The 24850-nt window shown below is 71.8% G+C and carries 27 protein-coding genes; 14 read left to right on the top strand and 13 right to left on the bottom strand.

Features of this window, described 5'->3' with window-relative positions; all coding sequences use genetic code 11:
• Positions 1 to 22: 22 nt before the first annotated feature.
• Complete coding sequence (locus ML5_RS05375) at positions 23 to 466, bottom strand: DoxX family membrane protein (RefSeq protein ID WP_013473995.1); 444 nt, start codon at positions 464 to 466, stop codon at positions 23 to 25.
• Positions 467 to 551: 85 nt separating this feature from the next.
• On the opposite strand from ML5_RS05375, the gene ML5_RS05380 reads away from it, so the two are divergent.
• Entirely contained in the window at positions 552 to 1091 is a 540-nt protein-coding gene (locus tag ML5_RS05380) for a TetR/AcrR family transcriptional regulator (RefSeq protein ID WP_013473996.1), read from the top strand.
• A 21-nt stretch (positions 1092 to 1112) separates the two neighbouring features.
• Here ML5_RS05380 and ML5_RS05385 read toward each other — a convergent pair whose 3' ends face one another.
• Together ML5_RS05385 and ML5_RS05390 are read right to left on the bottom strand one after the other, a co-directional pair.
• Positions 1113 to 2552 carry a GuaB1 family IMP dehydrogenase-related protein gene (locus tag ML5_RS05385; RefSeq protein ID WP_013473997.1) on the bottom strand — a complete coding sequence of 480 codons (1440 nt, stop codon included), beginning with the start codon at positions 2550 to 2552 and terminating at the stop codon, positions 1113 to 1115.
• A 125-nt stretch (positions 2553 to 2677) separates the two neighbouring features.
• Entirely contained in the window at positions 2678 to 4429 is a 1752-nt protein-coding gene (locus tag ML5_RS05390) for a biotin carboxylase N-terminal domain-containing protein (protein WP_013473998.1), read from the bottom strand.
• 132 nt (positions 4430 to 4561) lie between these two features.
• On the opposite strand from ML5_RS05390, the gene ML5_RS05395 reads away from it, so the two are divergent.
• The 4 genes from ML5_RS05395 to ML5_RS05410 all read left to right on the top strand — a co-directional run bounded on the left by ML5_RS05395 (position 4562) and on the right by ML5_RS05410 (position 8596).
• The gene (locus ML5_RS05395; RefSeq protein ID WP_013284034.1) at positions 4562 to 5152 is read left to right on the top strand and encodes a PadR family transcriptional regulator; all 591 of its coding nucleotides are present in this window, start codon (positions 4562 to 4564) and stop codon (positions 5150 to 5152) included.
• 127 nt (positions 5153 to 5279) lie between these two features.
• Positions 5280 to 6239, top strand: a complete 960-nt coding sequence (locus tag ML5_RS05400) for a daunorubicin resistance protein DrrA family ABC transporter ATP-binding protein (RefSeq protein WP_013473999.1) — start codon at positions 5280 to 5282, stop codon at positions 6237 to 6239.
• Between the two features lie 17 nt (positions 6240 to 6256).
• The gene (locus ML5_RS05405; protein WP_013284036.1) at positions 6257 to 7012 is read left to right on the top strand and encodes an ABC transporter permease; all 756 of its coding nucleotides are present in this window, start codon (positions 6257 to 6259) and stop codon (positions 7010 to 7012) included.
• Between the two features lie 63 nt (positions 7013 to 7075).
• On the top strand, positions 7076 to 8596 hold the full coding sequence (locus ML5_RS05410; protein WP_013474000.1) for a sugar MFS transporter: 1521 nt from the start codon (positions 7076 to 7078) through the stop codon (positions 8594 to 8596).
• Positions 8597 to 8833: 237 nt separating this feature from the next.
• Here the strand turns inward: ML5_RS05410 and ML5_RS33075 are convergent, their stop codons facing one another.
• The 4 genes from ML5_RS33075 to ML5_RS05425 are packed head-to-tail and all read right to left on the bottom strand — an operon-like array spanning position 8834 to position 11400.
• Positions 8834 to 8968 carry a hypothetical protein gene (locus ML5_RS33075; protein ID WP_255348695.1) on the bottom strand — a complete coding sequence of 45 codons (135 nt, stop codon included), beginning with the start codon at positions 8966 to 8968 and terminating at the stop codon, positions 8834 to 8836.
• A 25-nt stretch (positions 8969 to 8993) separates the two neighbouring features.
• A complete protein-coding gene (locus tag ML5_RS05415; RefSeq protein ID WP_013474001.1) occupies positions 8994 to 9647 on the bottom strand; it encodes an O-methyltransferase in 654 nt (217 codons plus the stop codon).
• 9 nt (positions 9648 to 9656) lie between these two features.
• Complete coding sequence (locus ML5_RS05420) at positions 9657 to 10313, bottom strand: nucleoside triphosphate pyrophosphatase (protein WP_013284039.1); 657 nt, start codon at positions 10311 to 10313, stop codon at positions 9657 to 9659.
• 10 nt (positions 10314 to 10323) lie between these two features.
• The gene (locus ML5_RS05425; RefSeq protein ID WP_013474003.1) at positions 10324 to 11400 is read right to left on the bottom strand and encodes a S8 family serine peptidase; all 1077 of its coding nucleotides are present in this window, start codon (positions 11398 to 11400) and stop codon (positions 10324 to 10326) included.
• Positions 11401 to 12249: 849 nt separating this feature from the next.
• On the opposite strand from ML5_RS05425, the gene ML5_RS05430 reads away from it, so the two are divergent.
• The gene (locus tag ML5_RS05430) at positions 12250 to 12504 is read left to right on the top strand and encodes a hypothetical protein (protein ID WP_041784133.1); all 255 of its coding nucleotides are present in this window, start codon (positions 12250 to 12252) and stop codon (positions 12502 to 12504) included.
• 292 nt (positions 12505 to 12796) lie between these two features.
• On the opposite strand, the gene ML5_RS05435 is transcribed toward ML5_RS05430, so the two are convergent.
• Together ML5_RS05435 and ML5_RS05440 are read right to left on the bottom strand one after the other, a co-directional pair.
• A complete protein-coding gene (locus ML5_RS05435) occupies positions 12797 to 13249 on the bottom strand; it encodes a hypothetical protein (RefSeq protein ID WP_013284042.1) in 453 nt (150 codons plus the stop codon).
• Positions 13250 to 13349: 100 nt separating this feature from the next.
• Positions 13350 to 13562, bottom strand: coding sequence for an acyl-CoA carboxylase subunit epsilon (locus ML5_RS05440; RefSeq protein WP_013474005.1), 213 nt, complete (start codon positions 13560 to 13562; stop codon positions 13350 to 13352).
• 91 nt (positions 13563 to 13653) lie between these two features.
• On the opposite strand from ML5_RS05440, the gene ML5_RS05445 reads away from it, so the two are divergent.
• Positions 13654 to 15633: a serine/threonine-protein kinase gene (locus ML5_RS05445; RefSeq protein ID WP_013474006.1), complete on the top strand. Its 1980-nt coding sequence runs from the start codon at positions 13654 to 13656 to the stop codon at positions 15631 to 15633.
• Between the two features lie 89 nt (positions 15634 to 15722).
• The gene (locus ML5_RS05450; protein WP_013284045.1) at positions 15723 to 15935 is read left to right on the top strand and encodes a hypothetical protein; all 213 of its coding nucleotides are present in this window, start codon (positions 15723 to 15725) and stop codon (positions 15933 to 15935) included.
• Positions 15936 to 15999: 64 nt separating this feature from the next.
• On the opposite strand, the gene ML5_RS05455 is transcribed toward ML5_RS05450, so the two are convergent.
• Complete coding sequence (locus tag ML5_RS05455) at positions 16000 to 16752, bottom strand: GH25 family lysozyme (RefSeq protein WP_013474007.1); 753 nt, start codon at positions 16750 to 16752, stop codon at positions 16000 to 16002.
• 128 nt (positions 16753 to 16880) lie between these two features.
• On the bottom strand, positions 16881 to 17429 hold the full coding sequence (locus tag ML5_RS05460) for a Uma2 family endonuclease (protein WP_013474008.1): 549 nt from the start codon (positions 17427 to 17429) through the stop codon (positions 16881 to 16883).
• Between the two features lie 100 nt (positions 17430 to 17529).
• Between ML5_RS05460 and ML5_RS05465 the strand changes: the two genes are divergently transcribed.
• From ML5_RS05465 to ML5_RS05480, 4 genes are all read left to right on the top strand, one after another.
• Positions 17530 to 18273, top strand: a complete 744-nt coding sequence (locus tag ML5_RS05465) for a M50 family metallopeptidase (protein WP_013474009.1) — start codon at positions 17530 to 17532, stop codon at positions 18271 to 18273.
• Positions 18274 to 18371: 98 nt separating this feature from the next.
• Positions 18372 to 19343 (top strand): ketopantoate reductase family protein, encoded by a 972-nt coding sequence (locus tag ML5_RS05470; protein WP_041784135.1) that lies wholly within the window; start codon positions 18372 to 18374, stop codon positions 19341 to 19343.
• Between the two features lie 59 nt (positions 19344 to 19402).
• A complete protein-coding gene (locus ML5_RS05475; RefSeq protein WP_013474011.1) occupies positions 19403 to 19906 on the top strand; it encodes a SigE family RNA polymerase sigma factor in 504 nt (167 codons plus the stop codon).
• Complete coding sequence (locus ML5_RS05480) at positions 19899 to 20783, top strand: hypothetical protein (protein WP_013474012.1); 885 nt, start codon at positions 19899 to 19901, stop codon at positions 20781 to 20783. Before ML5_RS05475 ends, ML5_RS05480 begins: the two co-directional genes overlap by 8 nt.
• A gap of 41 nt (positions 20784 to 20824) precedes the next feature.
• Here the strand turns inward: ML5_RS05480 and ML5_RS05485 are convergent, their stop codons facing one another.
• Entirely contained in the window at positions 20825 to 22408 is a 1584-nt protein-coding gene (locus tag ML5_RS05485) for an acyl-CoA carboxylase subunit beta (protein ID WP_013474013.1), read from the bottom strand.
• A gap of 96 nt (positions 22409 to 22504) precedes the next feature.
• On the opposite strand from ML5_RS05485, the gene ML5_RS05490 reads away from it, so the two are divergent.
• Positions 22505 to 23377: a biotin--[acetyl-CoA-carboxylase] ligase gene (locus tag ML5_RS05490; RefSeq protein WP_013474014.1), complete on the top strand. Its 873-nt coding sequence runs from the start codon at positions 22505 to 22507 to the stop codon at positions 23375 to 23377.
• Positions 23378 to 23519: 142 nt separating this feature from the next.
• Entirely contained in the window at positions 23520 to 24089 is a 570-nt protein-coding gene (locus ML5_RS05495; protein ID WP_013284054.1) for a PH domain-containing protein, read from the top strand.
• A gap of 56 nt (positions 24090 to 24145) precedes the next feature.
• Here ML5_RS05495 and ML5_RS05500 read toward each other — a convergent pair whose 3' ends face one another.
• A complete protein-coding gene (locus ML5_RS05500; RefSeq protein WP_013474015.1) occupies positions 24146 to 24841 on the bottom strand; it encodes a GtrA family protein in 696 nt (231 codons plus the stop codon).
• Positions 24842 to 24850: the final 9 nt, after the last annotated feature.

The following is a 24850-nucleotide window of genomic DNA, read 5'->3' on the forward strand; positions in this document are numbered from 1 at the left end:
CCCGGCCGGGCCTGCCGTCGGGTCATCCGCCGAGGGCGACCGCCAGCGCCGCGGCCACGAAGACGACCTGGAGCACCGTACGGACGCCGAGCGGCGTCACCGGGCGGCCGGCGAGCGTGAGGTGACGCCGAGCTGCGGACACGTTCGCCGGGAACATGGCGAGCATCAGCAGCACCAGCCCGGCCGCAGCCGGGCGCGCGGTGGCCGGGAACAGCAGGGCGAGCGCGCCGGCGAGTTCCAGCACGCCGGTGACTGCGACCAGCAGGCCGGGCCGGGGCAGCGACGGCGGGACCATCGCGATCAGGTCGGCCCGGCGGGACGCGAAGTGGGCCACGCCGGTCAGCACGAACATCAGCGCCAGCCCCACCCGCAGCGCGGGGTGCCACCCGTCCAGGGCGTCCACGCCGAGCAGGCCGGCGATCCGGGCCAGCGCGGTGCCGGCGAGGAGTGCGATCAGGGGTGCCATTGTCGATCCCTCCGACGAATATCTTGTCGCTGACAAGATTGCGTCGACGGGTGCCATCTTGTCAATGACAAGTTAGGGTGACGGCATGGCCTCGTACCACCACGGCGACCTCCGCCGCGTCCTGCTGAGCACCGCGGCCGAGGCGATCGCCGAGTCCGGGCCGGCCGCGCTGAGCCTGCGTGAACTGGCCCGGCGCGCCGGCGTCTCGCACGCCGCGCCCGCGCACCACTTCGGCGACAAGGCCGGGCTGCTCACCGCGCTCGCCACGCAGGGCTTCGACCTGCTCGCCGACGCGTTGCGGCAGGCCGGGGACGACCTGCTCGACACCGGCGTGGCCTACGTCGGGTTCGCGGTGCGGCACCGCGCGCACTTCGACGTCATGTTCCGGCCCGAGCTGTACCGGGCCGACGACCCGGAGCTGGTCGCCGCCCGCGCCCGGTCGGGGGAGGTGCTGCGCGAGGGGGTGGCCCGGCACACCGGTCGGGAGCCGGACGCGGACGCGCTCGCGGCCTGGTCGATCGTGCACGGCTTCGCCACGCTCTGGCTCTCCGGCGCGCTGCCACCACGGGTGGGCGACGACCCGGAGGCCGCCGCCCGCACCGTGATCAAGCGACTGTTCGACTGAGCCGGCGGGCCGATCGGGGCGTCACCAGCTCGTCGGCAGCGGCATCCCCTCGGTGTACCCGGCGGCGCTCTGCACGCCGACGAGCGCCCGCTCGTGGAACTCCTCCAGGCTGCGCGCCCCCGCGTACGTGAACGCGCTGCGTAAGCCGGAGATGATCTCGTCGATCAGGTCCTCGACGCCGGGCCGGTTCGGGTCCAGATACATCCGGGCCGAGGAGATGCCCTCCTCGAAGATCGCCTTCCGGGCCCTGTCGAACGCGCTGTCCTCGGCCGTACGGGCGCTCACCGCACGCGACGACGCCATGCCGAAGCTCTCCTTGTAGCGCCGCCCGTCGGCGTCGGTGTAGAGGTCGCCGGGGGACTCGTAGGTGCCGGCGAACCAGGAGCCGATCATCACGTTCGAGGCGCCCGCCGCGAGCGCCAGCGCCACGTCCCGCGGGTGGCGTACGCCGCCGTCGGCCCAGACGTGCCGCCCCAGCGAGCGGGCCGCCGCCGCGCAGTCGAGCACGGCGGAGAACTGCGGGCGGCCCACGCCGGTCATCATCCGGGTGGTGCACATCGCACCCGGTCCGACGCCGACCTTCACGATGTCCGCGCCCGCGTCGACCAGGTCGCGTACGCCGTCGGCGGTCACCACGTTCCCGGCCGCCACCGGCACCGGCGGGTCCAGCCGGCGGACCGCCCGCAGCGCCTGGAGCATCCGCTCCTGGTGCCCGTGCGCGGTGTCCACCACGAGCGTGTCCACCCCGGCCTCCAGCAGCGCGGCGGCCTTGCCGGTGACGTCGCCGTTGATGCCCACTGCGGCGGCGATCCGCAGCCGCCCCCGGTCGTCCACTGCGGGCTTGTAGAGCGTGGCGCGCAGAGCGCCCTGCCGGGTCAGCACCCCGATCAGGCGTCCGTCGCCGTCCACCACCGGCGCGAGCCGCCGCCGGCCCGCCGACAGCCGATCGAATCCGGTACGCGGGTCCGCGTCCGCCGGAACGGTGTGCAGCTCGGTCGACATCACGTGCCGGAGCTGGGCGAAGCGGTCCACCCCGACGGTGTCCGCCTCGGTCACCACACCCATCGGCCGGCCGTCCGCGTCGACCACGACCACCGCGCCGTGCGAACGCTTGGGCAGCAGGTGGATGGCGTCGCCGACGGTGTCGGTCGGGCCGAGCGTGATCGCCGTGTCGTGCACCAGGTGCCGCTGCTTGACCCAGCCGACCACGTTGGCGACGACCTCGATCGGGATGTCCTGCGGGATCACCGCCACCGCGCCGCGCCGGGCCACGGTCTCGGCCATCCGCCGGCCCGCGACGGCTGTCATGTTCGCCACCACGAGCGGGATCGTGGTGCCGGTCCCGTCGGTGGTGGCCAGGTCGACATCGAGCCGGGAGCCCACCTCGGAACGGTTGGGCGCCATGAAGACGTCGTTGTAGGTCAGGTCGTGCGCGGGGACCGCGCCGTGAAGGAACCGCACCCGGCCATCATTCCCGCCCGGCGGCGCTCCCGCCCCCGGTGGTGGCTCAGACCACCCGGCCCCGCGCTGTTAAGAAGGGGCCCCTTCTCTACCTCAGGCGTTAAGAAGGGGCCCTTCCTTACACCTCAGGCGATGGTGCAGATCGCCGCGCCGGCGGTGATCACCGCGCCGACCTCGGCGGCGAGCCCGCTGACAGTGCCGGCCTTGTGCGCGTGCAGCGGCTGCTCCATCTTCATCGCCTCCAGCACCACCACCAGCTCGCCCTCGGCCACCTCGTCGCCGTCGGCGACGGCGATCTTCACGATCGTGCCCTGCATCGGGGAGGTGAGCGTGTCACCGCTGACCGCGGCACCCGCCTTGCCTCCGCCACCCCGGCGGGCCGGCTTCTTCGCGGCGGGCGCGGCTGCCGCCGTACCCGCGCCGAGCCCGGCGGGGAGGACGACCTCCAGCCGCTTGCCGCCCACCTCGACCACGACGGTCTCGCGCTCGGCCGGCTCGTCGGCGGCGCCGGCGGTGGCGGTGAAGGCCGGTACGGTGTTGTCCCACTCGGTCTCGATCCACCGGGTGTGCACGGTGAACGGCTCGGCGGTGAACGCCTCGTCGCGGATCACCAGGCGGTGGAAGGGCAGCGCCGTGGCCATGCCGTCGACCACCATCTCGTCGAGCGCCCGGCGGGCCCGCTCCAGCGCCTCGGTACGCGTCTCGCCGACGATGATCACCTTGGCCAGCAGCGAGTCGAAGTTGCCGCCGATCACGTCGCCGGCCGAGATGCCGGTGTCCACCCGCACGCCCGGCCCGGAGGGCAGGCGCAGGGCGGTGACGGTGCCCGGTGCGGGCAGGAAGTTGCGGCCCGGGTCCTCGCCGTTGATGCGGAACTCGATGGCGTGCCCGCGCGGCGTCGGGTCCTCGGTGAAGCGCAGCTTCTCCCCGTCGGCGATGCGGAACTGCTCGCGGACCAGGTCGATGCCGGCGGTCTCCTCGGTCACCGGGTGCTCGACCTGGAGCCGCGTGTTGACCTCCAGGAACGAGATCGTGCCGTCCACGCCGACCAGGTATTCCACGGTGCCGGCACCGTGGTAGCCGGCCTCCCGGCAGATGGCCTTGGCGCTGTCGTGGATCTGGGCCCGCTGGGCGTCGGTGAGGAACGGCGCGGGCGCCTCCTCGACCAGCTTCTGGTGCCGGCGCTGAAGCGAGCAGTCCCGGGTGCCCACCACGATCACGTTGCCGTGCTGGTCGGCCAGCACCTGCGCCTCGACGTGGCGCGGCTTGTCCAGGTAGCGCTCGACGAAGCACTCGCCGCGGCCGAACGCGGCGACCGCCTCGCGGGTGGCCGACTCGAACAGGTGCGGGATCTCCTCCATGGTGCGGGCGACCTTGAGGCCGCGCCCGCCACCGCCGAAGGCGGCCTTGATGGCGACCGGCAGGCCGTGGTCGACGGCGAACGCCATCACCTCGTCGGCGTTGCCCACCGGGTCCGGGGTGCCGGGCACCAGCGGCGCGCCGGCGCGCTGCGCGATGTGCCGGGCGGTCACCTTGTCGCCCAGGTCGCGGATCGCCTGCGGGGTGGGGCCGATCCAGGTCAGCCCGGCGTCGATGACGGCCTGGGCGAAGTCGGCGTTCTCGGAGAGGAAGCCGTAGCCGGGGTGCACCGCGTCCGCGCCGGAGCGGGCCGCCACGTCGATCAGCTTGTCGATGCGCAGGTAGCTGTCCGCGGCGGTGTCGCCGCCGAGGGCGTACGCCTCGTCGGCGAGCGTGGCGTGCAGGGCGTCCCGGTCGGAGTCCGCGTAGACGGCGACGCTGGCCAGCCCGGCGTCGCGGCAGGCGCGGATGACGCGGACGGCGATCTCGCCGCGGTTGGCGATGAGAACCTTGCGCACCTTGTGGCTCCTCCCGGGAGGTCGTTGCCGGGAGTTTAGCGGCCGAGCTGCGGAGCCTAACGATCGCTCAGTGTGGGATGCGGCACTGTAGTCAAACTTGGTTATTACGCTTGTCCCGTGTCGGCGACGCGGATGATGATTCTCGGCCTGGTCAGGTGGATGCAGCCGGTGCACGGCTACGACGTGCGCCGCGAACTGCTCAGTTGGAGCGCGGACAAGTGGGCGAACGTGCAGCCCGGCTCGATCTACCACGCGCTGCGCAAGCTCACCGACGAGGGCCTGCTGCGGACCGTCTCGGTCGAGCAGGTGGGCGCCCGTCCGGCGCGCACCACGTACGAGGTGACGGCGAAGGGGGAGGACGAGTTCGAGACGCTGCTGCGGGCGCAGTGGTGGCAGGTCCAGGAGCCGCCCGATCCGTTCGTCGCGGCGTTCTCCTTCCTGCCGGCGATGCCCCGCGACGAGGCCGCGGCGGCGCTGCGCAACCGGGCGAACCTGCTGCGGGCCGGGGTGGAGTCGATGCGGGCCTCGCTCGACTCGGACTGGGTGCGCACCCGCAAGCCGGTGCACGTCGGGTGGATGTTCGAGCTGTGGCTGGCCCGCGCCGAGGCGGAGACGGCCTGGTGCGAGCGGATCGCGGAGCGGATCGAGTCGGGAGTGTCGTACCTGCCCGATGGGATGGAGCAGGCCGAGGGCTGGTCGGGCTGGTCCGACGGATCACGGTGACACGACATAATCAACGTTGACCAAAAGAGCTATATCGCGTTAGCCTCAGCGGGAATCGCGGGGGATTCGTGCGTCCTCGCGGACGATCGGCGGCCGCTCAGGTCCGCCCGGACGACCAGGAGCAGAAATGATCGAGACCAGGGGGTTGCGGAAGTCGTACCGCTCCCGCGCGGGTCGCGAGACGAAGACCGTGGACGCGGTCCGCGGCGTCAACCTCGACGTGGCGGCGGGGGAGATCTTCGGCTTCCTCGGGCCCAACGGCGCCGGCAAGACCACCACGCTGCGGATGCTCGCCACCCTCATCGAGCCGGACGGTGGCGAGGCCACTGTGGCCGGCGCCGACCTGCGCAAGGACCCGGCCGAGGTGCGCCGCCGGATCGGTTACGTGGCACAGGGCGGTAGCACCTGGGACGAGTCGAGCGCCCGTGAGGAGCTGGTCCTCCAGGCCCGCCTCTACGGCATCGGCAAGGCCGAGGCGCACCGCCGCGCCGAGCGCGCGCTCGAAGCGTTCCAGCTCGCCGAGTACGCCGACCGCAAGTGCAAGACCTACTCCGGCGGTCAGCGCCGGCGCGTCGAGATCGCGCTCGGCATCATCCACGAGCCGAAGATCGTCTTCCTGGACGAGCCGACCACCGGCCTCGACCCGCAGAGCCGCGCGCACATGTGGGACGAGATCCGCCGGCTGCGCACCGAGGGGATGACCGTCTTCATCACCACGCACTACCTGGACGAGGCGGACGCGCTCTGCGACCGCATCGCGATCATGGACCACGGCGAGGTGGTCGCCGAGGGCACACCGGCCGAGCTGAAGCGGGAGATCTCCGGCGAGGTGGTGATCGTCGGCCTGGACGCGCCCAGCACCCCGCGCGCCGCCGAACTGCTCGACACCGAGGCGTACGTGAGCAAGCTGGAGACCGTCGACGAGGGCGGCCTGCGCCTCTACGTCGACGAGGGCGCCACCGCCATCCCGCAGGTGCTGCGCCGCCTCGACCACGCCGGGCTGGACCTGCGCTCGATCGAGCTGCACCGCCCCAGCCTCGACGACGTCTTCCTCACCAAGACCGGCCGCTCGCTGCGCGAGTCCTGACCCCCGGAGAAGCTGTCATGAAACTCGCCCGCGACACCTGGCTGATCTTCCAGCGCCAGACGCAACTGCTGCTGCGCAACCCGGTATGGATCTTCGTCGGCGTCTTCCAGCCGGTGATGTACCTGCTCCTGTTCGCCCCGCTGCTCAAGCCGGCGCTGAACGCGCCCACCCAGGCCGCCGCGTACAAGATCTTCGTGCCCGGCCTGCTCGTGCTGCTGGCCATCTTCGGCGGCCTGTTCCAGGGGTTCGGCCTGATCGCCGAGCTGCGCGCCGGCGTGATCGAGCGCTCCCGGGTCACCCCGGTCAGCCGGCTCGCCCTGCTGCTCGGCCGCTCGCTGCGCGACGTCGTCTCGCTGATCGCTCAGGCGATCATCATCACGCTGCTGGCGCTCGCGTTCGACCTGCGCGTGTTCATCGGCAACCTGCTCCTGGCGTACCTGATGCTCGCCCTCATCGCGCTGATGACCTCGGCCGTCTCCTACGGCATCGCGCTCAAGGTCAAGAGCGAGGACGCGCTCGCCCCACTGATGAACACAGTCGCGCAGCCGGTGCTGCTGCTCTCCGGCATCCTGCTGCCGCTCACCTTCGCCCCCGGCTGGCTCCAAGGCGTGGCCAAGTGGAACCCGTTCTCCTGGGCGGTCGAGGGCACCCGTGCGCTGTTCAACGGCGACCTCGGCAACGACCGCGTCTGGCAGGGCCTCGGCATCATCGCGGTGCTCGCCGCCGCAGGCGTGTTCTGGGCCGCCCGCCAGTTCGCCCGCAGCGTCCGCTGAGCAGGGGAGACCTACCTCTCAGCAGGGGCGGGGCACCGGCCGGGCGCGCGTAGCGTAAGGCCGGTGCCCCGCCTCACCCGTGACCGGATCACCTGGCTGACCTACGCCCAGCTCGGTCTGTGGGGCTTCTTCCTCTACGGGTTCGGCCCGGTCGTACCCCTGCTCCGCGACGAACAGGGCACCAGCGCCGCCGTCGCCGGCCTGCACAGCACCGGCATCGCCGTGGGCGCGCTCGCCGGCGGCGCGCTGTTCGCCCCGGTCGCCCGCCGCCTCGGCCGCGGCCCGGCCATCTGGCTCGGCCTCGCCGGTGTCGCCGCCGGAGTCACCGCGCTCGGCCTGCTCCGTCCGCTGCCGGCCACGCTCGCCTCCGTCGCGGTCATCGCCACCTTCGGCATGATGGTCGTCAGCGGCGTCAGCGTGGTGCTCACCGCCCGGCACGGACCCGCCGCCCCCGCCGCGCTCACCGAGGCCAACGCGGCCTGCGCCGGCATGGGCATCCTGGCGCCGCTGACCATCGGCGCCACCGTCGACGCCGGTCTCGGCTGGCGACCGCTGATGGCCGTCGAGGTCGGGCTGATCACGCTCGTCGCGCTCGCCGCCCTGACCTTCCGGGTACGCGGGCCGAAAACCGCCCCCGCTGACGCGGCTGCCGGCATGCCCGTCCCCGTGGCCGCCTCCACCCGGGTCTCCGCCGTCCCCGCCCTCGGGGTTTCCGAGGCCGTCGTGCCTGCTCCCGTCGTCCCCGCTCCCGTGGTGCCTGCTTCGGTCGTCCCCGGTCCCGTGGTGCCTGCTCCCGTGGTGCCAGCTCCCGTCGTCCCCGCTCCCGTGGTGCCTGCTTCGGTCGTCCCCGCTCCTGCCGTCCCGGCTTCGGTCGTTCCCGCTCCTGCCGTGCCCGCTTCGGTTGTTCCCGCCTCCGGTGCCGTCGAGGCCGTCGCCACCGATTCCTCCGTCCGGGCCTCGGCCGTTCCCGCCTCCGGGGAGCCCGTTTCCTCCTTCGGCTCCGGTGCGGCGGGGCGGCTGCCGCGTGCGTACTGGATCGCCTGGGTTCTGATGTCCGTCACCGGGTCGATCGAGGTCTGCCTGTCGTTGTGGACCGCCGACGTGCTGCGGACCCATGCCGGGCTGAGCGCGGGCGGGGCGTCGGCGGCGGTCGCTGCGATCGTCTGCGGCATGTTCGCCGGCCGGCTCGCCGGTGGCCGGGCCGCGTTGCGCTGGGCGCCGGTGCCGCTGCTGCTCGGCGCGCTCACCGTCTCGACGGCCGGGTTCGCGCTGTTCTGGGGCAGCACCGTCGGCTGGCTCGCGGTCACCGGGCTGGTCGTGCTCGGGCTCGGCAACGCGCTGCACTACCCGTTGGCGATCTCGATCGCGCTGGCCGTCGCCGGTCCGGCCGCGGACAAGGCGGCGGGCTGGTCCGCGTACTCGATGGGTGTGGGTTTCGGGATCGCGCCGGTGGCCCTCGGATGGGTGGCCGACGGCGTCGGCCCGCACCCGGCGTTCCTGCTGCTGCCCGCGTTCATCGCAGTGGCGGTGCTGCTGACCGTGCGGCTGGGCCGTGCCCTGCCCGCGCCGGTCCGCGCGGCTTGATCGACTCCACTTCGGCGAGGTGGCGGCTTCGGCGATCAGGGATACCGCCACCTCGGCGAGGTTGTGTTCGGTCGGCTCAGCGCGTCCGGGCGAGTGTGAGGTCGTCGGCGGTGGGTGTCATGGCCGCCGTGCGCTGCCTGTTTGGTGCGGGGTGGCTTGATCGACTCCATGTCGGCGAGGTGGCGGTATCCGGTGCTCAGGGATGCCGCCACCTCGGCGAGGTTGTGTTCGGTCGGCTCAGCGCGTCCGGGCGAGTGTGAGGTCGTCGGCGGTGGGTGTCATGGCCGCCGTGCGCTGCTTGCTTGGTGCGGGTGGCTTGATCGACTCCATGTCGGCGAGGTGGCGGTATCCGGTGCTCAGGGATACCGCCACCTCGGCGAGGTTGTGTTCGGTCGGCTCAGAGCACCCGGGCGAGTGTGACCCCGTCGGCGATCGGCAGCATGACCGCCTCGACCCGGACGTCCGCGATGACCGCGTCGTTGAACGCGGCGATCGCCCGGTCGTCGGCGTTGCGTGGGGCGAGCACCCGGCCGTCGCGCAGCGTGTTGTCGACGGCGATCACCGCGCCGGGACGCATACGCGGCACCAGCTCGTCCCAGTAGATCGGGTAGCCGACCTTGTCCGCGTCGATGAACGCGAAGTCCAGGTAACGCTCGCGGGGCAGCTCGCGCAGCGTCTCCGCGGCCGGGCCGATGCGCAGCTCGATGCGGTCCTGCACGCCGGCGCGCTGCCAGTAGCGCCGGGCCACGCCCGTGTACTCCTCGGAGATGTCGAAGCAGGTCAACCGGCCGTCCTCGGCCAGCCCTCGGGCGATGGCCAGCGAGGAGAGGCCGGTGAACGTGCCGACCTCGACCGCCTGCCGTACGCCGAGCAGCCGGGTCAGGAACGTCAGGAACGCGGCCTGTTCGGGCGCGACCTGCATGACCGCCTCGGCGGGCAGGGCCGCCCGGGTCTCCTCGGCCAGCTCCTGGACGATCTCGTCCGGGGCGGACCCGTGGGCCACCAGGTAGGCGTGCAGTTCCGGGGTGAGCGGCAGCGGCTTCGTGGTCATGTCCGGACGTTAGCCGAGATGTTCGATCTCCTGGCCCCCGGGCGCGATCTTCGTCCACAGGTCGACGATGCTCAGCTCCACCTCGGCGAGCAGCCGGCGCAGCAACGGCAGGGACAACCCCACCACCGTGCCCGGGTCACCCTCGATCCCGGTCAGGAACGCCCCGCCCAGCCCGTCGATGGTGAACGCGCCCGCCACGGCCAGCGGCTCGCCCGTCGCCACGTACGCGGCGATCTCGTCGTCGCTGACATCCGCGAAGTGCACGGTGGTCGAGGCGACGGCCTCGGCGCGCGACTCGTGGGTCACGTCGATCAGGCAGTGCCCGGTGTGCAGGACACCGCTGTGCCCGCGCATCCGCTGCCACCGCCGGGTGGCGTCCGCCGCGTCATCGGGCTTGCCGAGGATCTCGCCGTCGAAGGCGAGTACCGAGTCACAGCCGAGCACCAGCGTGCGCTCGTCCGGCGAGGGCCGCAGCCGATCACGTACCGCCTGCGCCTTCAGCCGGGCCAGCTCCAGGCACAGATCCTCGGCCCGATCGCTCACCACCTGCGACTCGTCCACGCCGCTGACCAGCACGTCCGGCTCGATCCCGGCGGCCTGGAGCAACTTGCGGCGGGCGGGAGACTGCGAGGCGAGCACGAGGCGCACCGGTACGGAGGTCGACACCCCGCCGACGCTACCGGCTGACCCTCGGCGGCGGGTCGTCGGCACGTCGGCGGCGCCGCCAGAACAGGTACCCGCCGCCCGCCGCCACCAGCACACCGAGGGTGGCGAGCCCGCGTACGGTCGCGCTGCCGTCGTCGCCCTTGTCGGGTGCTGCCTCCGCTGACGCCGGTGGCGTGACGTTGGAGGACTCGAAGCCGAGCGGCGGTACGTCGGCGGTGAGCGCGGCGACCAGGTCGATGACGCCGTAGCCGTACTGGTCGTCGCGACCGGGTGGTCCCTTGTCGACGGCGGTGGCGGTCAGCCGGTGGGCGACTTCCTGGGCAGGGAGGTTGGGGTACTTGGAGCGGATGAGAGCAGCAGCCCCGGCAACGATCGCAGTCGCATCCGACGTGCCGGTGCCGACTCGATAGCCCTTGTTGAGTCCGGTGCTATAGATGTCAACGGCCGGCGCTACGACATCAATTTCAGGTCCGGCCACCGAGATCGCGGCGTGGTTTCCTGTTCTGTCGATTCCGCCAACGGCGATTACCGATTCCTCAACGGCGGGGTAGCCAACGAAGGCATCCTCCGGTCGGTTGCCGGCAGCGGCGACAATAGTGATATCCGCCGCTGTTGCAGTGCGGATTGCTTGAACTAGCTTCGGGCTTGCGCCGCCTACGCTGGAAATGCTAATCACCTTGGCGCCCTGCGAGGCTGCGAAGTCAATTCCTTCCGCCAGTACATCAGGGTCTCCACGACCGTCGGGCGGTGTCACTACTACCGGGAGAACTTTGGACTGGGGTGCAATTCCTTGAGCGGAACCTCCGCGGCCGGTCGCCGCGATTAGACCCGCCATTCCCGTTCCATGTCCACTCGAATCGCTTCGGCCTACGCTAGATCCGCCTTGGATCAGGTCTGCGCCCTTAAGTAGGTTCCCCCCAAGGTCGGGATGAGGGGAGACACCAGTATCTAGGACCGCGACAATGACATTTTCGCCCTGGTTAAGGGTGTGTGCCTGTGTTGCCTTCAAGTATTGAAGGTGCCACTGCTTCTCCGAAGATGATGATTTGAGTTCGAGGTGAACGGGGGTAACTGCTGCGCCCGTCAATGCCGCTAAAGTTGCCAGTAGTGCGACGCTAACCTGGCCGCGATCTAGGTTCACCTGTTAAAGCCGATGGCCGGCCCTGGATCTATCGGGCCCTCATCCTCGGGGGGTCGCATCACTGGTTCGACGCCTTTTTGCGTTTCCCAAGGATTGTCCGGATCCCACGCCGATTCCTTCGCCTGATCGGCACGTCCGCGGCTCGTTTTTGGTTGGTAACCCATCGGTCCACCCGCTGCGTTTCCGCTTGCCGGAACTGAAAAGGTGCCAGAAGCTCGAGCGCCGCCAGGTCGAGAACCCGCTGCTCCGGTGGGAGAGGTGCCTGCTCCGCCTCCGCCGATGACACCGCCAACTGGGTTGACCTTGCGCGGCGCGGACCGGTTCGGTTGTCCCTGTCCGCCGACAGGTGCGCCTCCGATAAGCCCAGGTGGGGTGGCGCGTGGAGCGGCGGCTGAGCCGTTGCGCTGGCTCTCCGGGTTCAGTGGACTGGCAGACGGCCTTCCACCGGTCGGGGAGCTAGAACCCGTCCGCGGCAAGTTGGGCGGAAGCGCTGGCGGCGTGCCGAGGCTTGCTGGGGCAGGATGTGTGATGTTCGGCCCGGCAGCAGGCTGCGAAATTGTTCCCGCCGTGCCAGGCGAGATGCCTCCGAGGACAGGGCCTGTCACAGGCCCATGATTCGGTGCTGCTGGTGGGAGCCGTTTCTCTGAGTGCCCGGCGGTATAGGCAGCCCTTGCACTTGGGCCAGTTGCGACCGGAACGATGGGAGGAATGAGGGGAACGGTGCCGCTACTTCCTCCGATTTCCTCTGTAGAGGCGTCGCGGGGAGGCCGAACCGGAGGTGGCGGCTGGCGAAGCATGACCTGGGCGTGCTGGAGTTCGCCGCTCAACCCCGTCATCAGTCCGCGAGCCCGTACGTTCAACTGCTCCAAGTCGTCGTCCGTCACCGGGGGACGTTCCGGCAACCGGCTGCCCGCCACCGCCTTCGGGTCGGCGATCGTCGCCTCGTACGCCTGCTTCTGCCGCAGCTTCTTCGCGTACTCCTCGTGCAGCGGCTGCAGCTCGGCCCGCGCGCTGCCGATGGCGCGGGCGGCGGCCGCCAACGCGTCGTAGTTCGCGGCGGCGGCGTCGTGGGTGCGCTGCACGCGGTCGATGAGCTGGTCGAGTTCGGCGATGTACGCCCGCGCGGCGGTGTTGGTCTCCGGCGGCCAGGCCTCGGCCAGACCGCGCCGGTATTCCCGAAGGCGGCTCAGGTGGGCCAGGGCGAGGTCGCAGACCTTGCGCCAGCCGGCCACCTGCTTCCACTGGCCGGCGGTGTCCTGGTCCTGCACGCACGCCCACATGCTGAGGACGTCCATCAGCCGCCAGTCGGTCAGCCCGGAGGTGCGTCCGCTGCCCCGTTCGATCACGGCAGGATCACCCGGCTCTGTTCGGGGGCGGTGGGGTCGGCCAGTGGCGGCATCGGGCGGGCGACGGTGCTCGACGGCCCGGCGAGCGCTCGTTCGACGTCGGCCACTCGGGCGGAGGAGAACGCGTCGGCGTCGCCGTAGTGGGCGGCGATCCGTCCGGCGGCGTCGGCGAGGCGGCCGGTCGCCGGTGCGAGATCCCACACGGCGCTCACCGCGGCGGTCTGGGTGTCGTGGTGGGCCTGGAGGAACTGGACCAGCTCGATGAAGGCGTCGGCCGGGTTGGGCACCGGCGCCTTCATGTCGTCGGCGATGTAGGACAGGTGCGGCGAGTAGTTGCGCGTCACCTCGTCCTGGAGGCGGTCGGCGAACTCCCGCATCTGCCGGATGTCGGCCTCGATGCCGCCGTAGCCGCGCAGCCAGCCGGCTGGCTGGTTGTCCTCCGGGATCATCGGAGCCTCCTGCCCGTCACCACACGGTTTCCCTGAGTGAGGTTAATGGCTCGACGCTGATCCCGGCAGCCCCGCCCGTCGCCGCGGGCGGGAGGTGAGGTCAGCGGGGGAGGCCGGAGGCCCGCCACGCGCCGGGCCCCGCGACGGGCCCGGCCAGGGCGGGGCGTGCGCTGCGCGCCCACTGCGACACGGGGGCCGGCGCGGCGGCCTGGGCCGGGCGGGTGCGGACCACGATCGCGCCGACCAGAGCGGCCAGCTCCTCGGCGGTGGGCACGCCACGGACGATCCGGAACAGCGGCTCCTCGGCAGACATGACCCAAGGGTACGCGTCGCGAATTCGACCTTCGCCGTACAGTGGCGTGCCGACGGTGTGGGCGTCGCAGCGGCCGGGTACGGTTTCTGCGATGTCGAACGCGCTCCCCCAACTCGTCGCCGACCGATACCGGCTTCTCACGCCGCTCGGTCAAGGCGGCATGGGCCGCGTCTGGAAGGCGCGGGACGAGGTGCTGCACCGGGACGTGGCCATCAAGGAACTGGTCCCGCCCCCCGGCCTCACCCCGGAGGAGCGCCGCGAGATGCGTGAGCGCTCGCTGCGTGAGGCGCGGGCGATCGCCCGGCTCAACAACGTCAACGTGGTCCGCATCTTCGACGTGCTGCGCACCGACGGCGATCCGTGGATCGTCATGGAGTACGTGGCGTCGAAGTCGTTGCAGGACACCATCGCCGAGGACGGCCCGGTCTCGGTGGCGAAGGCGGTCGAGATCGGCCTCGGCGTGCTGAACGCGTTGAAGGCCGCGCACAAGGCCGGGATCATGCACCGCGACGTCAAGCCGGGCAACGTGCTGCTCGGCGAGGACGGCCGCGTGGTGCTCACCGACTTCGGCCTGGCCACCATCCCCGGCGACCCGAACGTGACGCGCACCGGTATGGTACTGGGCTCGCCCGCGTACATCTCTCCGGAGCGCGCCCGCGACGGCACTGCCGGCCCGGAGGCCGACCTCTGGTCGCTCGGCGCCACGCTCTACGCGGCGGTCGAGGGCAAGTCGCCGTACGCGCGCCCGTCGGCGATCGCCACGCTCGCCGCGCTCGCCACCGAGCCGATGCCGCCGCCGCGCAACGCCGGGCCGCTCAAGCCGGTGCTCCAGGGCCTGCTGCGCAAGGACCCGGACGAGCGGATCACCGCCGAGGTGGCCGAGCGCATGCTGCGCAAGGCCGCCGGCCGGCGGGCCAAGAGCATCTCGCTGCTGGACGGCGTACGCCGTCCCGGGCCGAACGGTCCGCGCGTGCCGCGCCCGCCGCTGGTGCCCGCGCCGCGCCCGGCCGACCAGGCCGAACGCGCCGCGTCCGGGGTCGCCGCAACCGGGGGTACGGCGGCAGCCGCCGACCCGACGGCGAAGGTGCCGGCGCCCACCTCGGACGCCGGGCCCACCGCGAAGGTGACCCCGCCGCCCGCCGATCCGACGGCGAAGCTCGACCCGGCGCCCTCGACCGACGAGACGCTTGTGGACGACGAGGCCCGGGTGGACGGCGTCGACCCGGCGCTGGACGAGACGCGGCTCGACGGCGAGCCGGTCACCGACACCCCGGCGCCGGTGAGCCCGGCCGCGTCCGGCTCCGCGCCGGTCAGCCCGGCTCCGGCTTCAGCCGATCCCGCGCCGTCGACCGGCCGGGCGACGGTGCTGCCGGTTGAGAAGTCCGCGCCCAACCGCCGCAACCTGCTGATCGGCGCGCTGGTCCTGCTGCTGCTCGTCGGCCTGGTAGTGGCCGTGCCGCTGCTGAACAACGGTGACGACGGCGACGGCGGTGAGCCGACGGCCGGCACCTCGGCGTCGGCGGCGCCGCCGCCCGCGCCGAGCGAGAGCGCGTCGCCGAGCGCCCCGGCGGCGTCGGCCAGCCCCACGCCGTCGGCCAGCCCGTCGGCGTCCGGGGCCGCGTTGCCGGCCGGCTGGCGCCTCTACACCGGCCCGAACGGCTTCAAGGTGCCGATCCCGGAGAACTTCCAGGCGCGGGTCGGCGGGGACAACGTCGTGCTCTACGAGGTCGGCGGCAGCCGGCGGGTGCTGTTCATCCAGTGGACGTCCGATCCGAAGCCCGACGCGTACACCGACTGGCAGAAACAGGAGCCGTACCGCGCGTCGCGTGTGCGGGGCTACAAGCTGGTCGGCATCACCAAGTGCGACGGCTACTACCGCACCTGCGCCGACTGGGACTGGCTGGAGACGCGCAACGGCGACACCCGCTTCCATGTCCGCAACCGGGGTGTGGCGACCGCCAGCAACCGGGGCTTCGCGTTGCGCTGGGAGGTGCCCGCGAAGGACTGGGACGCCAACCTGGCCAACTGGGAGATCATCACCAAGGGCTTCGTGCCGGACCGCAAGAACTGACCGGGAATCCCGCGCGGTTACGAAACTCGCTCGCATGGCTTTCCGTCGTCGGGGGTATGAATCCCTCCGACGACGGAAGGAGGCGCGACATGGGTTACCGACGGAGGTACACCGGCCCGCGGCTGGCACTGTGGATGCTCGTGGCGCTCGGCGACGTCGTACTGCTCCTGATCAGCGCCGGCCTGTCCGCGCCGGTCGCGGTCCTCGGCGTGCTGACGCTCACTGTCGCCGGTGTGGCGGCGTGGCGCCTGATGCGCCGGACGCCGGTGCCCGTCCCGGCCACCGCGCGCCGCAGAGCCTGACCTCGGGTACGACGACAGCGGGACCGCCCCGAGACGAGGCGGTCCCATTGCTTTCGCGCGCCGGTCAGGTGTTGTTGGCCAGCGCGATCAGCCGGCTGCGGTCGCCGTTCCAGTAGTTGCGGTCGACGTTGCCGCTGATCCCGGAGACGGCGCCGGTGCTGGTGTACTGCCAGAAGCTCCAGAACGGGGCGCCGGCCGGCAGGGTGCCCGGCGCGCTGGCCCAGCGGGCGAGCCACAGCGGGTGGTTGGCCCACGGGCCGGTCCAGCTGCCGGTGCACTGGTTCCACCAGCTCGTGGTGGTGTAGATGACCGCGTACCGGCCGGTGCGGGAGCGGTAGGTGTTCAGGAAGTCCTGGATCCAGTTGCGCATGCCGGTGGTGCTCAGGCCGTAGCAGTAGCCGCCGCTGTACGGGTTGCCCTCGATGTCCAGCGCGGCGGGAAGCGTACGGCTGTCCGCCGACCAGGCACCACCGTTGCTGGCCAGGTAGTTGGCCTGGGTGGAACCGGCGGAGATGTTCGGCCGGGCGAAGTGGTACGCCCCGCGGATCACCCCGGCGTTGTACGCGTTGACGTAGTTCGCGTTGAAGTTCGGGTCCTTGTAGCTCGTACCCTCGGTGGCCTTGATGAAGGCGAACTGGATGCCCGAGTTACGCACGCTGGTCCAGTTGATGCTGCCCTGGTAGCGGGAGACGTCGATCCCGGGCGTGGTCGCGGCGGCGGCCGGTCCGGCGGTCGCCACGAGGGCCGCGGCCGCGGTGGCGGCGGCGGCCAGGCCGGCGGCGAGAAGCCGGCGTACGGAGAGTCTGGTACGGGCCATGGTTGCCTCCAGAGGGACGTCCGTTGATTGATGCCCATCTTTGGAGATTAGTGCCCTAGATCGCAATAGGAAGAAAGGAAATCTTCATCGGCGGCCGTCGTTCGCCCAGGTGGCGCGACAGTTGCGGATCAGCGCAGGTCGCTCGGGTCCATCGCCCAGCGGAACGGCTCGGTGACACTGAGCGTCTCACCTGCCTTGGCGACGGCATCCTCGACGTAGTGCGCGCCGTCGAGCCGGTGCAGCCGCAGCGAGTGGCTGTCGCCGTCCTGCTCGACGAGCAGGTACCACGGAATCCGGGCGATCGCGTAGAGCTGCATCTTCAACACCCGGTCGACTCCGGAGTTCCGGGGCGAGACGACCTCGCCGACCAGCGCCACACGTTCCGCGTCCAGGATCGCGCCCTCGTCGTCGGCATCTGTGACGACGAGGTCGGGGATCATGATCCGGTCGACGCCGAGCCGAACGTTGACGCCGTGATGGACGCAGAACCCGACCGGCGCGGCCACCGACTCGACGGCGTTCGCCAACCGGCGCACCACCCGCTGATGCCGCAGGTCCGGGGCGGGGCTGACGACCAGTCCTCGGTCGAACAGTTCGACGCGGTGGTGACCGTCGCCCATCGCGAGATAATCGGCCTCGGTCAGCGGGGTCACGGACGCACCAGTTACCGAATCCACCCGACATCATCTCCGTTCCAGTAACTGCCCGGCCAAGTCTGACCGGCTGCGGGAGCACGCCGGTCGAACGACACGGCTCGGGGCGGTAGGCTCCCCGCCCATGCCCCTGATCGACGGTCTCACCACGCTCTGGGACACGCTGACCAGCGCCCAGCCGGACCCGCCGCCGCTGCTCGTGGTTCTCACCGCCGTGGTCGCGCTCGCGGTGGTCGTGGCCCGGCTGCCCTGGCGGATCGCCCGTAACGCGGTGACCATCGCGCACGAGGGCGGCCACGCGCTCGTCGCGTTGCTCACCGGCCGGCGGCTGCACGGCATCCGGCTGCACTCGGACACCTCCGGGCTCACGCTCTCCGCCGGCCGTCCCACCGGGCCCGGCATGATCCTCACGCTGCTCGCCGGATACGTCGCGCCGTCGCTGCTCGGCCTCGGCGGCGCGTGGCTGCTGGCCGGGAACCGGATCACGCTGCTGCTCTGGCTCGCGGTGGCGCTGCTGCTGGCCATGCTGGTGATGATCCGCAACCTGTTCGGCGTGCTGTCGCTGCTGGTCACCGGTGGGGTGGTGCTCGCCGTCTCCTGGTACACCTCGCCCGAGGTGCAGGCCGCGTTCGCCTGGACGTCGGTCTGGTTCCTGCTGATCGGTGGCGTACGGCCGGTGTTCGAGCTGCACCGGCAGCGCGCCCGGGGCCGGATGCCGCAGTCCGACGCCGACCAGCTCGCCCGGATCACGCCGTTCCCGGCGCTGTTCTGGGTGGGCGTGTTCCTGCTGGTGAGCGTGGGCGCGCTGGCCGCCGGCGCGCTGCTGCTGGCCGGCCCGATCCTGGCCGACGCGGGGCTCACCGGCTGACCGCGCCGAGCCGCACGAACGCGCCGAGCCGCGCCGGCCCGCTGCACGCCGTATCGCGCCGCGGAGCGGGCCGCTACGTGGCAGGGCAGAATCGGACCGTGCGATATGTGATCATCGGAGCGGGCGCGGTCGGCGGCACCATCGGCGTACTCCTGGCCGACGCCGGCCACGACGTGACGCTCGTGGCCCGCGGCGCGCACCTGGACGCGCTGCGGGAGCGGGGTCTGACGCTGCGCACGCCGGACCGTGACGTGACCGGCCGGCTCCCGGCGGTGGCCGGGCCGGACGGGCCGCCGCTGCCGGCGGACACAGTGCTGGTCCTCACCGTGAAGTCGCAGGACACCGTGGCGGCACTCGACGTCTGGGCGGACGTCCCGGTCGAGGGTGGCGGGACGGCGGGCGAACGGCTGCCGGTCGTGCTGGCCCAGAACGGCGTCGCGAACGAGCCGGCCGCGCTGCGGCGCTTCGCCCGCGTACACCCGGTGTGCGTGTGGCTGCCCGCCACCCACCTGGAACCGGGCGTGGTGGTCGCCAACGGCCATCCGCATCCGGGCATGCTGCACATCGGCCGCTACCCGAGCGGCGCCGACGACACCAGCCGCGCGGTCGCCGCCGACCTGACCGCCGCCGGGTTCGTCGCGCCGGTGCGCGACGACGTGATGCGCTGGAAGTACGGCAAGCTGCTCGCCAACCTCGGCAACGGCCTCCAGGCGCTGCTCGGCCGGGACGTGCCCGAAGCCCTGTCGAAACGGGTACGCGCCGAGGGCGAGGCGGCGCTCGCGGCCGCCGGCATCGCCCACACCTCGGTCGAGGAGGAGGCCGCCGAACGCGGTGACCTGGTGTCGCACCGGCCGGTGGGCTCCGGCGGCTCCACCTGGCAGAGCCTGGCCCGTGGTGCGGGCTCGGTCGAGACCGACCACCTCAACGGCGAGATCGTGCTGCTCGGGCGACTGCACGGCGTACCCACCCCGGCCAACGCGGCGGTGCAGACCGCGGTACGCCGGGCCGTCCGCGACCGGATCCCGGCCGGCGGCTTCCCGCTCGGCGAGTTGGAGAAATTGCTCGGCTGAGCGGGCAACCCGCGCCGCGCCGCCAGGCGTGTCCCCTCACGAACACGGGGAGGTGGCAGGTGCCCGACAGCGACGGCTTCGACGAGTTCTACCGGGGCAGCCGGCAGCGGCTGCTCGGCTTCGTCTACGTGCTCACCGGCGACCTCGCCGAGGCGCAGGACGCCGTGCAGGAGGCGTACATCCGGGCCTGGCAGCGGTGGTCCACGGTGCGTGCGTACGACGACCCGGAGGCATGGGTACGTGTGGTGGCGAGCCGGATCGCGGTGAGCCGCTGGCGCAGCCTGCGCAGCCGGGCCCGTGCCTACCTGCGCCATGGCGCGGTGGCGGACGTGCCGCCGCCGAGCACCGAGACGCTGGACGTGGTCGCCGCGCTGCGCCGGCTGCCCGAGGCCCAGCGCACCGCGATCGCCATGCACTACCTGCTCGGCATGCCGGTCGCCGAGGTGGCGCGGGAGACCGAGGCCCCGATCGGCACCGTCAAGGCCCGGCTGTCCCGGGGGCGGACCGCGCTCGCCGGGCTGCTCGCCGTGGTGGACCTGGAAGAGGAGGCGGCAGATGCCTGACGACGTCGCGCTCGTGGAGTTGCTGCACCGGGACCTGCGCAACGTCACCTGGCCGGAGCCGGAGGCGATCCGGGCCACGGCCCGGCGGCGCAGCCGGCGCTCCGCCGCGCTCGCCGCGGTCTCGGTGGTGGTCGTCGCGGCGCTCACCGCGACCCTCGTGGATCGGGGCGGTGCGCCGCCACCGCCCGCCGGCGCCGTCGACGGGCCGGGGGAGATCGTGGCCGAGGCGATGCTGGAACCGGCCGACATCCCCGTTCCCACAGGCGAGCGGCTCAGCGAGACCGGCCTCGACGAGCCGGTCCGGGTCGACGACCTCCTCCAGGTCTGCGCCCGGGAACAGGGGCGGCCGGCCGAGGAACCGCGCTCGCGCTACTCGCGGTCGCAGACCCTGATGGAACCGCCGACCGAGCCCGCGACCACCGTCGGATCGGTCCTCACCCAAGAGGTCTACCGGATGGAACCCGGGGCGGCGGGCCGGTTCGTCACCGACCTGGAGGGCACTGTCGCGGCCTGCGGCGCGTGGCGGACGACGGGCCAGGCCTACACCGAGCGGGGGATGGTCGGCGCCGAGGTCGTGCACCGCTGGTACGTCGCGGCGAGCGGCTTCGCCGGCGATCAGGCGCTGCTGCTGCGCCACGAGGCGAGCGTGCCGCCGGACCAGGCGACCGGCCGGCCGCCCGGCTATGCGCCGTTGTACGAGGACCGGCTGGTCGTAAGGGTGGGTGACCTGGTGACGGTGCTGATCCCGTCCGGCCGGCTGCGGACCGACCTGCCCCAGGGCCAGGTGCCCGAGGCCAGGGTGACCGAGGAACAGGTACGGCAGATGGCCCGGGTCGCCGCCGAGCGGATGTGCGTGGCCGCGAACCCGGGTTGCTGACGCCGGTGCCCCGCCGACTCGGTGGCGGGGCACCAGGTCGGCTACAGCGGGATGTTGCCGTGCTTCTTCGGCGGCAGCGTCTCGCGCTTGGTGCGCAGCACCCGCAGCGCCCGCACGATCTGGGTACGCGTCTCGTGCGGCGGGATCACCCCGTCGACGTAGCCGCGCTCGGCGGCGATGTACGGGTTGGCGAGCGTGTCCTCGTACTCGGCGATCTTCTCGGCGCGGACGGCGGCCGGGTCCTCGGCGTTCGCCAGCTCCGAGCGGTAGAGGATGTTCACCGCGCCCTGCGCGCCCATCACCGCGATCTGCGCGGTCGGCCAGGCGAAGTTCAGGTCCGCGCCGAGGTGCTTGGAGCCCATCACGTCGTACGCGCCGCCGTAGGCCTTGCGGGTGATGACTGTGACCTTCGGGACGGTGGCCTCGGCGTACGCGTAGATGAGCTTCGCGCCGCGGCGGATGATGCCGTCCCACTCCTGGCCGGTGCCGGGCAGGAAGCCGGGCACGTCGACGAAGGTGAGCACCGGGACGTTGAACGCGTCGCAGGTGCGCACGAACCGGGCCGCCTTCTCCGACGCGGCGATGTCGAGCGTGCCGGCGAACTGCATCGGCTGGTTCGCCACCACGCCCACGGGACGCCCCTCGACGCGGCCGAAACCGACAACCATGTTCTGCGCGTACAGCGGCTGCACCTCGAGGAACTCGCCGTCGTCGAGCACGTGCTCGATGACCCGGTGCATGTCGTACGGCTGGTTCGCCGAGTCCGGGATCAGCGTGTCCAGTTCCCGGTCCTCCTCGGTGACGTCGAGGATCGCGGGCGCGTCGAAGACCGGCGGCTCGTCCAGGTTGTTCGACGGCAGGTACGACAGCAGCGCCTTGACGTACTCGATCGCGTCCTCCTCGTCGGTGCCGAGGTAGTGCGCGTTGCCGCTGCGGGTGTTGTGGGTGCGGGCGCCGCCCAGTTCCTCCATGCCGACGTCCTCGCCGGTGACCGTCTTGATCACGTCGGGGCCGGTGATGAACATGTGCGAGGTCTGGTCGACCATGACGGTGAAGTCGGTGACCGCCGGGGAGTAGACGGCGCCGCCCGCGCACGGGCCCATGATCAGCGAGATCTGCGGGATGACGCCGCTGGCCCGGACGTTGCGGAAGAAGATCTCGCCGTAGAGGCCGAGGGAGGTGACGCCCTCCTGGATCCGCGCGCCGCCGGAGTCGTTGATGCCGACGACCGGGCAGCCGATCTTCATGGCGAGGTCCATCAGCTTGACGATCTTCTCGCCGAAGACCTCGCCGAGGGAGCCGCCGAAGACGGTGAAGTCCTGCGAGAAGACGCAGACCTGCCGGCCGTCCACGGTGCCGTAGCCGGTCACCACGCCGTCCCCGTACGGGCGGGTCTTCTCCAGCCCGAAGTTGGTCGAGCGATGCCGGGCGAACTCGTCCAGCTCGACGAACGAGCCCTCGTCGAGGAGCATCTCGATCCGCTCGCGGGCGGTCTTCTTGCCCCGCGCGTGCTGCTTCTCGACCGCGCGTGCCGACCCGGCGTGCACCGCCTCGTCGAGCCGTCGCTCCAGGTCCGCCAGCTTGCCGGCGGTCGTGTGGATGTTGAACCCGGTCTCGGTAGTCACCCGTGGAATATAACGATGGTTCAGGTGTCTGAGGCTGTGCAGTGCGCCTCACCGCTTCGCGGCGACCGGCGGACCCGGTGGCCGTAGGCTGGCGGGATGCCCGGTTCGCCGTACACCGATCTGGACCGACCGCCGCTGTCGGCGGCCCGGCTGCGGCGCGCGCTCGTCGCGCCGCACGGGCCCTGGCGCCGGTTGGAGTTGCTGGCCGAGACCGGCTCGACGAACGCGGACGTGGTGGCCGCGGCGCGGGCCGGCGAGCCGGAGGGCCTGGTGGTGGTCGCCGAGCGGCAGACCGCCGGCCGCGGCCGCCGGGGCCGCGTCTGGCAGTCGCCGCCGCGCGCCGGTCTCGCGACGAGCGTGCTGCTGCGGCCCGGCGAGGCGGTCGCGGAGCGCGGCTGGTCGCCCGTGCCCACCACCGGGTACGGCTGGCTGCCGCTGCTGGCCGGTGTCGCGCTGGCCGAGGCGGTACGGCTGCTGGCCGAGCTGGACGCGCGGCTGAAGTGGCCCAACGACCTGCTGGTGGACGGTGCGAAGTGCGCCGGGGTGCTGGCCGAGGCGGTGCCGGGGGAGAACGACAGGCCGCCGGCGATCGTGGTCGGTGTCGGGCTGAACGTGACGCTGCGCGCCGACGAGCTGCCGGAGAACCCGACCGGGCTGCCCGCCACGTCGCTCCAGCTCGCCGGCGCCACCGCCACCGACCGCGATCCGCTGCTGCGGGCGCTGCTGCGCTCGCTCGCCGACTGGTACGAGCGCTGGCGTGACGCCGGAGGCGACGCGGAGGCCAGCGGGCTGCGTGAGGCGTACCTGGCGGGGTGCGCCACAGTCGGCCGCCAGGTGCGGGTGCTGCTGCCCGACGGCCGCGAGGTGCACGGCACCGCCACCGGCGTGGACGCCGACGGGCAACTCCTGGTCGAGACGGGCGCCGAGACGCTGCGGCTGGCCGCAGGCGACGTGCTGCACCTGCGGTGAAAGGAAGGGCACCCTCTTAACGCCTCCGGTAGAGGAAGGGCCCCCTGTTAACAACCACGGGTAGCCGTCCGCGCGGCCGATGCCGGCCGGATGCGCCGACCGGTTACGGTCAGCGCGTCCGGTTCTGCGAGGAGGTTCAGCCGTGGCGTTCCCCGAAGACGTGCTCACCGAGGACGAGCACGTCGTGTTGCACCTGCACCCGCACTGGAAGGCCCTGATCCGGCCGGTCCTGGTGCTCGTGCTCGCCGTCGCGGCGGTCGTCGCCGGGTGGCTCCTGCTGCCCGACGGCAGCGGCGGCACGATCGCGCTCTACGCGATCGCGGTGGTCGGCCTGGCACTGGTGCTGTGGCTGGGTCTGTGGCCGTTCCTGGTCTGGCGCACCACGCACTACCTGTTCACCAACGAGCGGGTGCTGCTCCAGCAGGGGGTGCTGTCGCGTAACCGGCGGGACCTGCCGCTGACCCGGATCAACGACCACGCCATGCACCAGCGTTTCGTGGAGCGGCTGCTCGGCTGCGGCACGCTGACCATCGAGTCGGCGGGTGAGCGCGGCCAGTCGGTGCTGCACGACGTGCCGGGCGTGGACAAGGTTCAGACGAAGCTCTACGAGCTGGTCGAGGCGCACCACGACAAGCACAGCCTGGGTGACGGCGAGATGCGCGAGATCCTGGCCGACATGACCGAGGGCAAGGCCCTGCGCGACCAGCCCTGACGTTGACCGACGGAAAAGGCCGGCACCCCGTGTCAGGGGTGCCGGCCTTTCGTCGTTCAGCGGCGGGCGCGGCGGGGCTGGAGTTCCGCGGCGAGTTCGGCGTCCAGGTCGGCGCCGAGCGCGCCACCCAGTCCGGCGTCCGCCGGTGCGGGGCGGCCACGCGGTGGCGGGAAGTCGGCCACCCGGCCGGCGCCCGGAGCTGGTTCCTCCTCCTCCAGCTCGCTGACCGACTCGGCCAGCTCGGCCACCGGGTCCATCTCGGCGACGTTGTCCCACTCGTCACGCGGCACCGAGTGCCAGGTCTCCTCGGCGTGCTTGGGTACCGGCTGGAAGACGAACGTGCGGTACGACCAGAAGCGGAACAGCGTGGCCAGCAGGACACCGATGGTCTTGGCGACGTTCAGCGCGAGCAGGCCGTGTACGCCGAGGCCGTACTTGGCCAGGGCCAGGACGCCGAGTTCGATGAGCAGACCCGCGCCGTTGAAGAGGAAGAACAGGACGTATTCGCGCCGGAGTGCCGATTTCGGTCGATCACGGTACGTCCAGTGACGATTCATCAGATACGACGTGATCGTGGCAACAATCGTCGCGATCACTGTCGCCTTCAGCTGACCGTCACGGAAAACCGTGAGTGCCAGCGCATTGAACACCGCGTAATTGATGACGGTGTTGATGCCGCCGACGATGCCGAATTTGAGCGCCTCGTGGATGAACTTCTGCCAGCGCTCGGGCAGCAGACGGACTCCAGGCATGCGGAACAC

This window comes from Micromonospora sp. L5, assembly GCF_000177655.2.
GTDB classification, from domain to species: domain Bacteria; phylum Actinomycetota; class Actinomycetes; order Mycobacteriales; family Micromonosporaceae; genus Micromonospora; species Micromonospora aurantiaca.

Coding starts and splice junctions, on each gene's coding strand:
- ML5_RS05450 (WP_013284045.1), top strand. CDS start 15,723: ATGGGTTACCGACGGAGGTACACCGGCCCGCGGCTGGCACTGTGGATG.
- ML5_RS05455 (WP_013474007.1), bottom strand. CDS start 16,752: ATGGCCCGTACCAGACTCTCCGTACGCCGGCTTCTCGCCGCCGGCCTG.
- ML5_RS05500 (WP_013474015.1), bottom strand. CDS start 24,841: ATGCCTGGAGTCCGTCTGCTGCCCGAGCGCTGGCAGAAGTTCATCCAC.
- ML5_RS05405 (WP_013284036.1), top strand. CDS start 6,257: ATGAAACTCGCCCGCGACACCTGGCTGATCTTCCAGCGCCAGACGCAA.
- ML5_RS05440 (WP_013474005.1), bottom strand. CDS start 13,562: ATGTCTGCCGAGGAGCCGCTGTTCCGGATCGTCCGTGGCGTGCCCACC.
- ML5_RS05430 (WP_041784133.1), top strand. CDS start 12,250: ATGACCTGGGCGTGCTGGAGTTCGCCGCTCAACCCCGTCATCAGTCCG.
- ML5_RS05415 (WP_013474001.1), bottom strand. CDS start 9,647: ATGACCACGAAGCCGCTGCCGCTCACCCCGGAACTGCACGCCTACCTG.
- ML5_RS05395 (WP_013284034.1), top strand. CDS start 4,562: ATGATGATTCTCGGCCTGGTCAGGTGGATGCAGCCGGTGCACGGCTAC.
- ML5_RS05375 (WP_013473995.1), bottom strand. CDS start 466: ATGGCACCCCTGATCGCACTCCTCGCCGGCACCGCGCTGGCCCGGATC.
- ML5_RS05445 (WP_013474006.1), top strand. CDS start 13,654: ATGTCGAACGCGCTCCCCCAACTCGTCGCCGACCGATACCGGCTTCTC.
- ML5_RS05465 (WP_013474009.1), top strand. CDS start 17,530: ATGCCCCTGATCGACGGTCTCACCACGCTCTGGGACACGCTGACCAGC.
- ML5_RS05435 (WP_013284042.1), bottom strand. CDS start 13,249: ATGATCCCGGAGGACAACCAGCCAGCCGGCTGGCTGCGCGGCTACGGC.
- ML5_RS05400 (WP_013473999.1), top strand. CDS start 5,280: ATGATCGAGACCAGGGGGTTGCGGAAGTCGTACCGCTCCCGCGCGGGT.
- ML5_RS05480 (WP_013474012.1), top strand. CDS start 19,899: ATGCCTGACGACGTCGCGCTCGTGGAGTTGCTGCACCGGGACCTGCGC.
- ML5_RS05380 (WP_013473996.1), top strand. CDS start 552: ATGGCCTCGTACCACCACGGCGACCTCCGCCGCGTCCTGCTGAGCACC.
- ML5_RS05490 (WP_013474014.1), top strand. CDS start 22,505: ATGCCCGGTTCGCCGTACACCGATCTGGACCGACCGCCGCTGTCGGCG.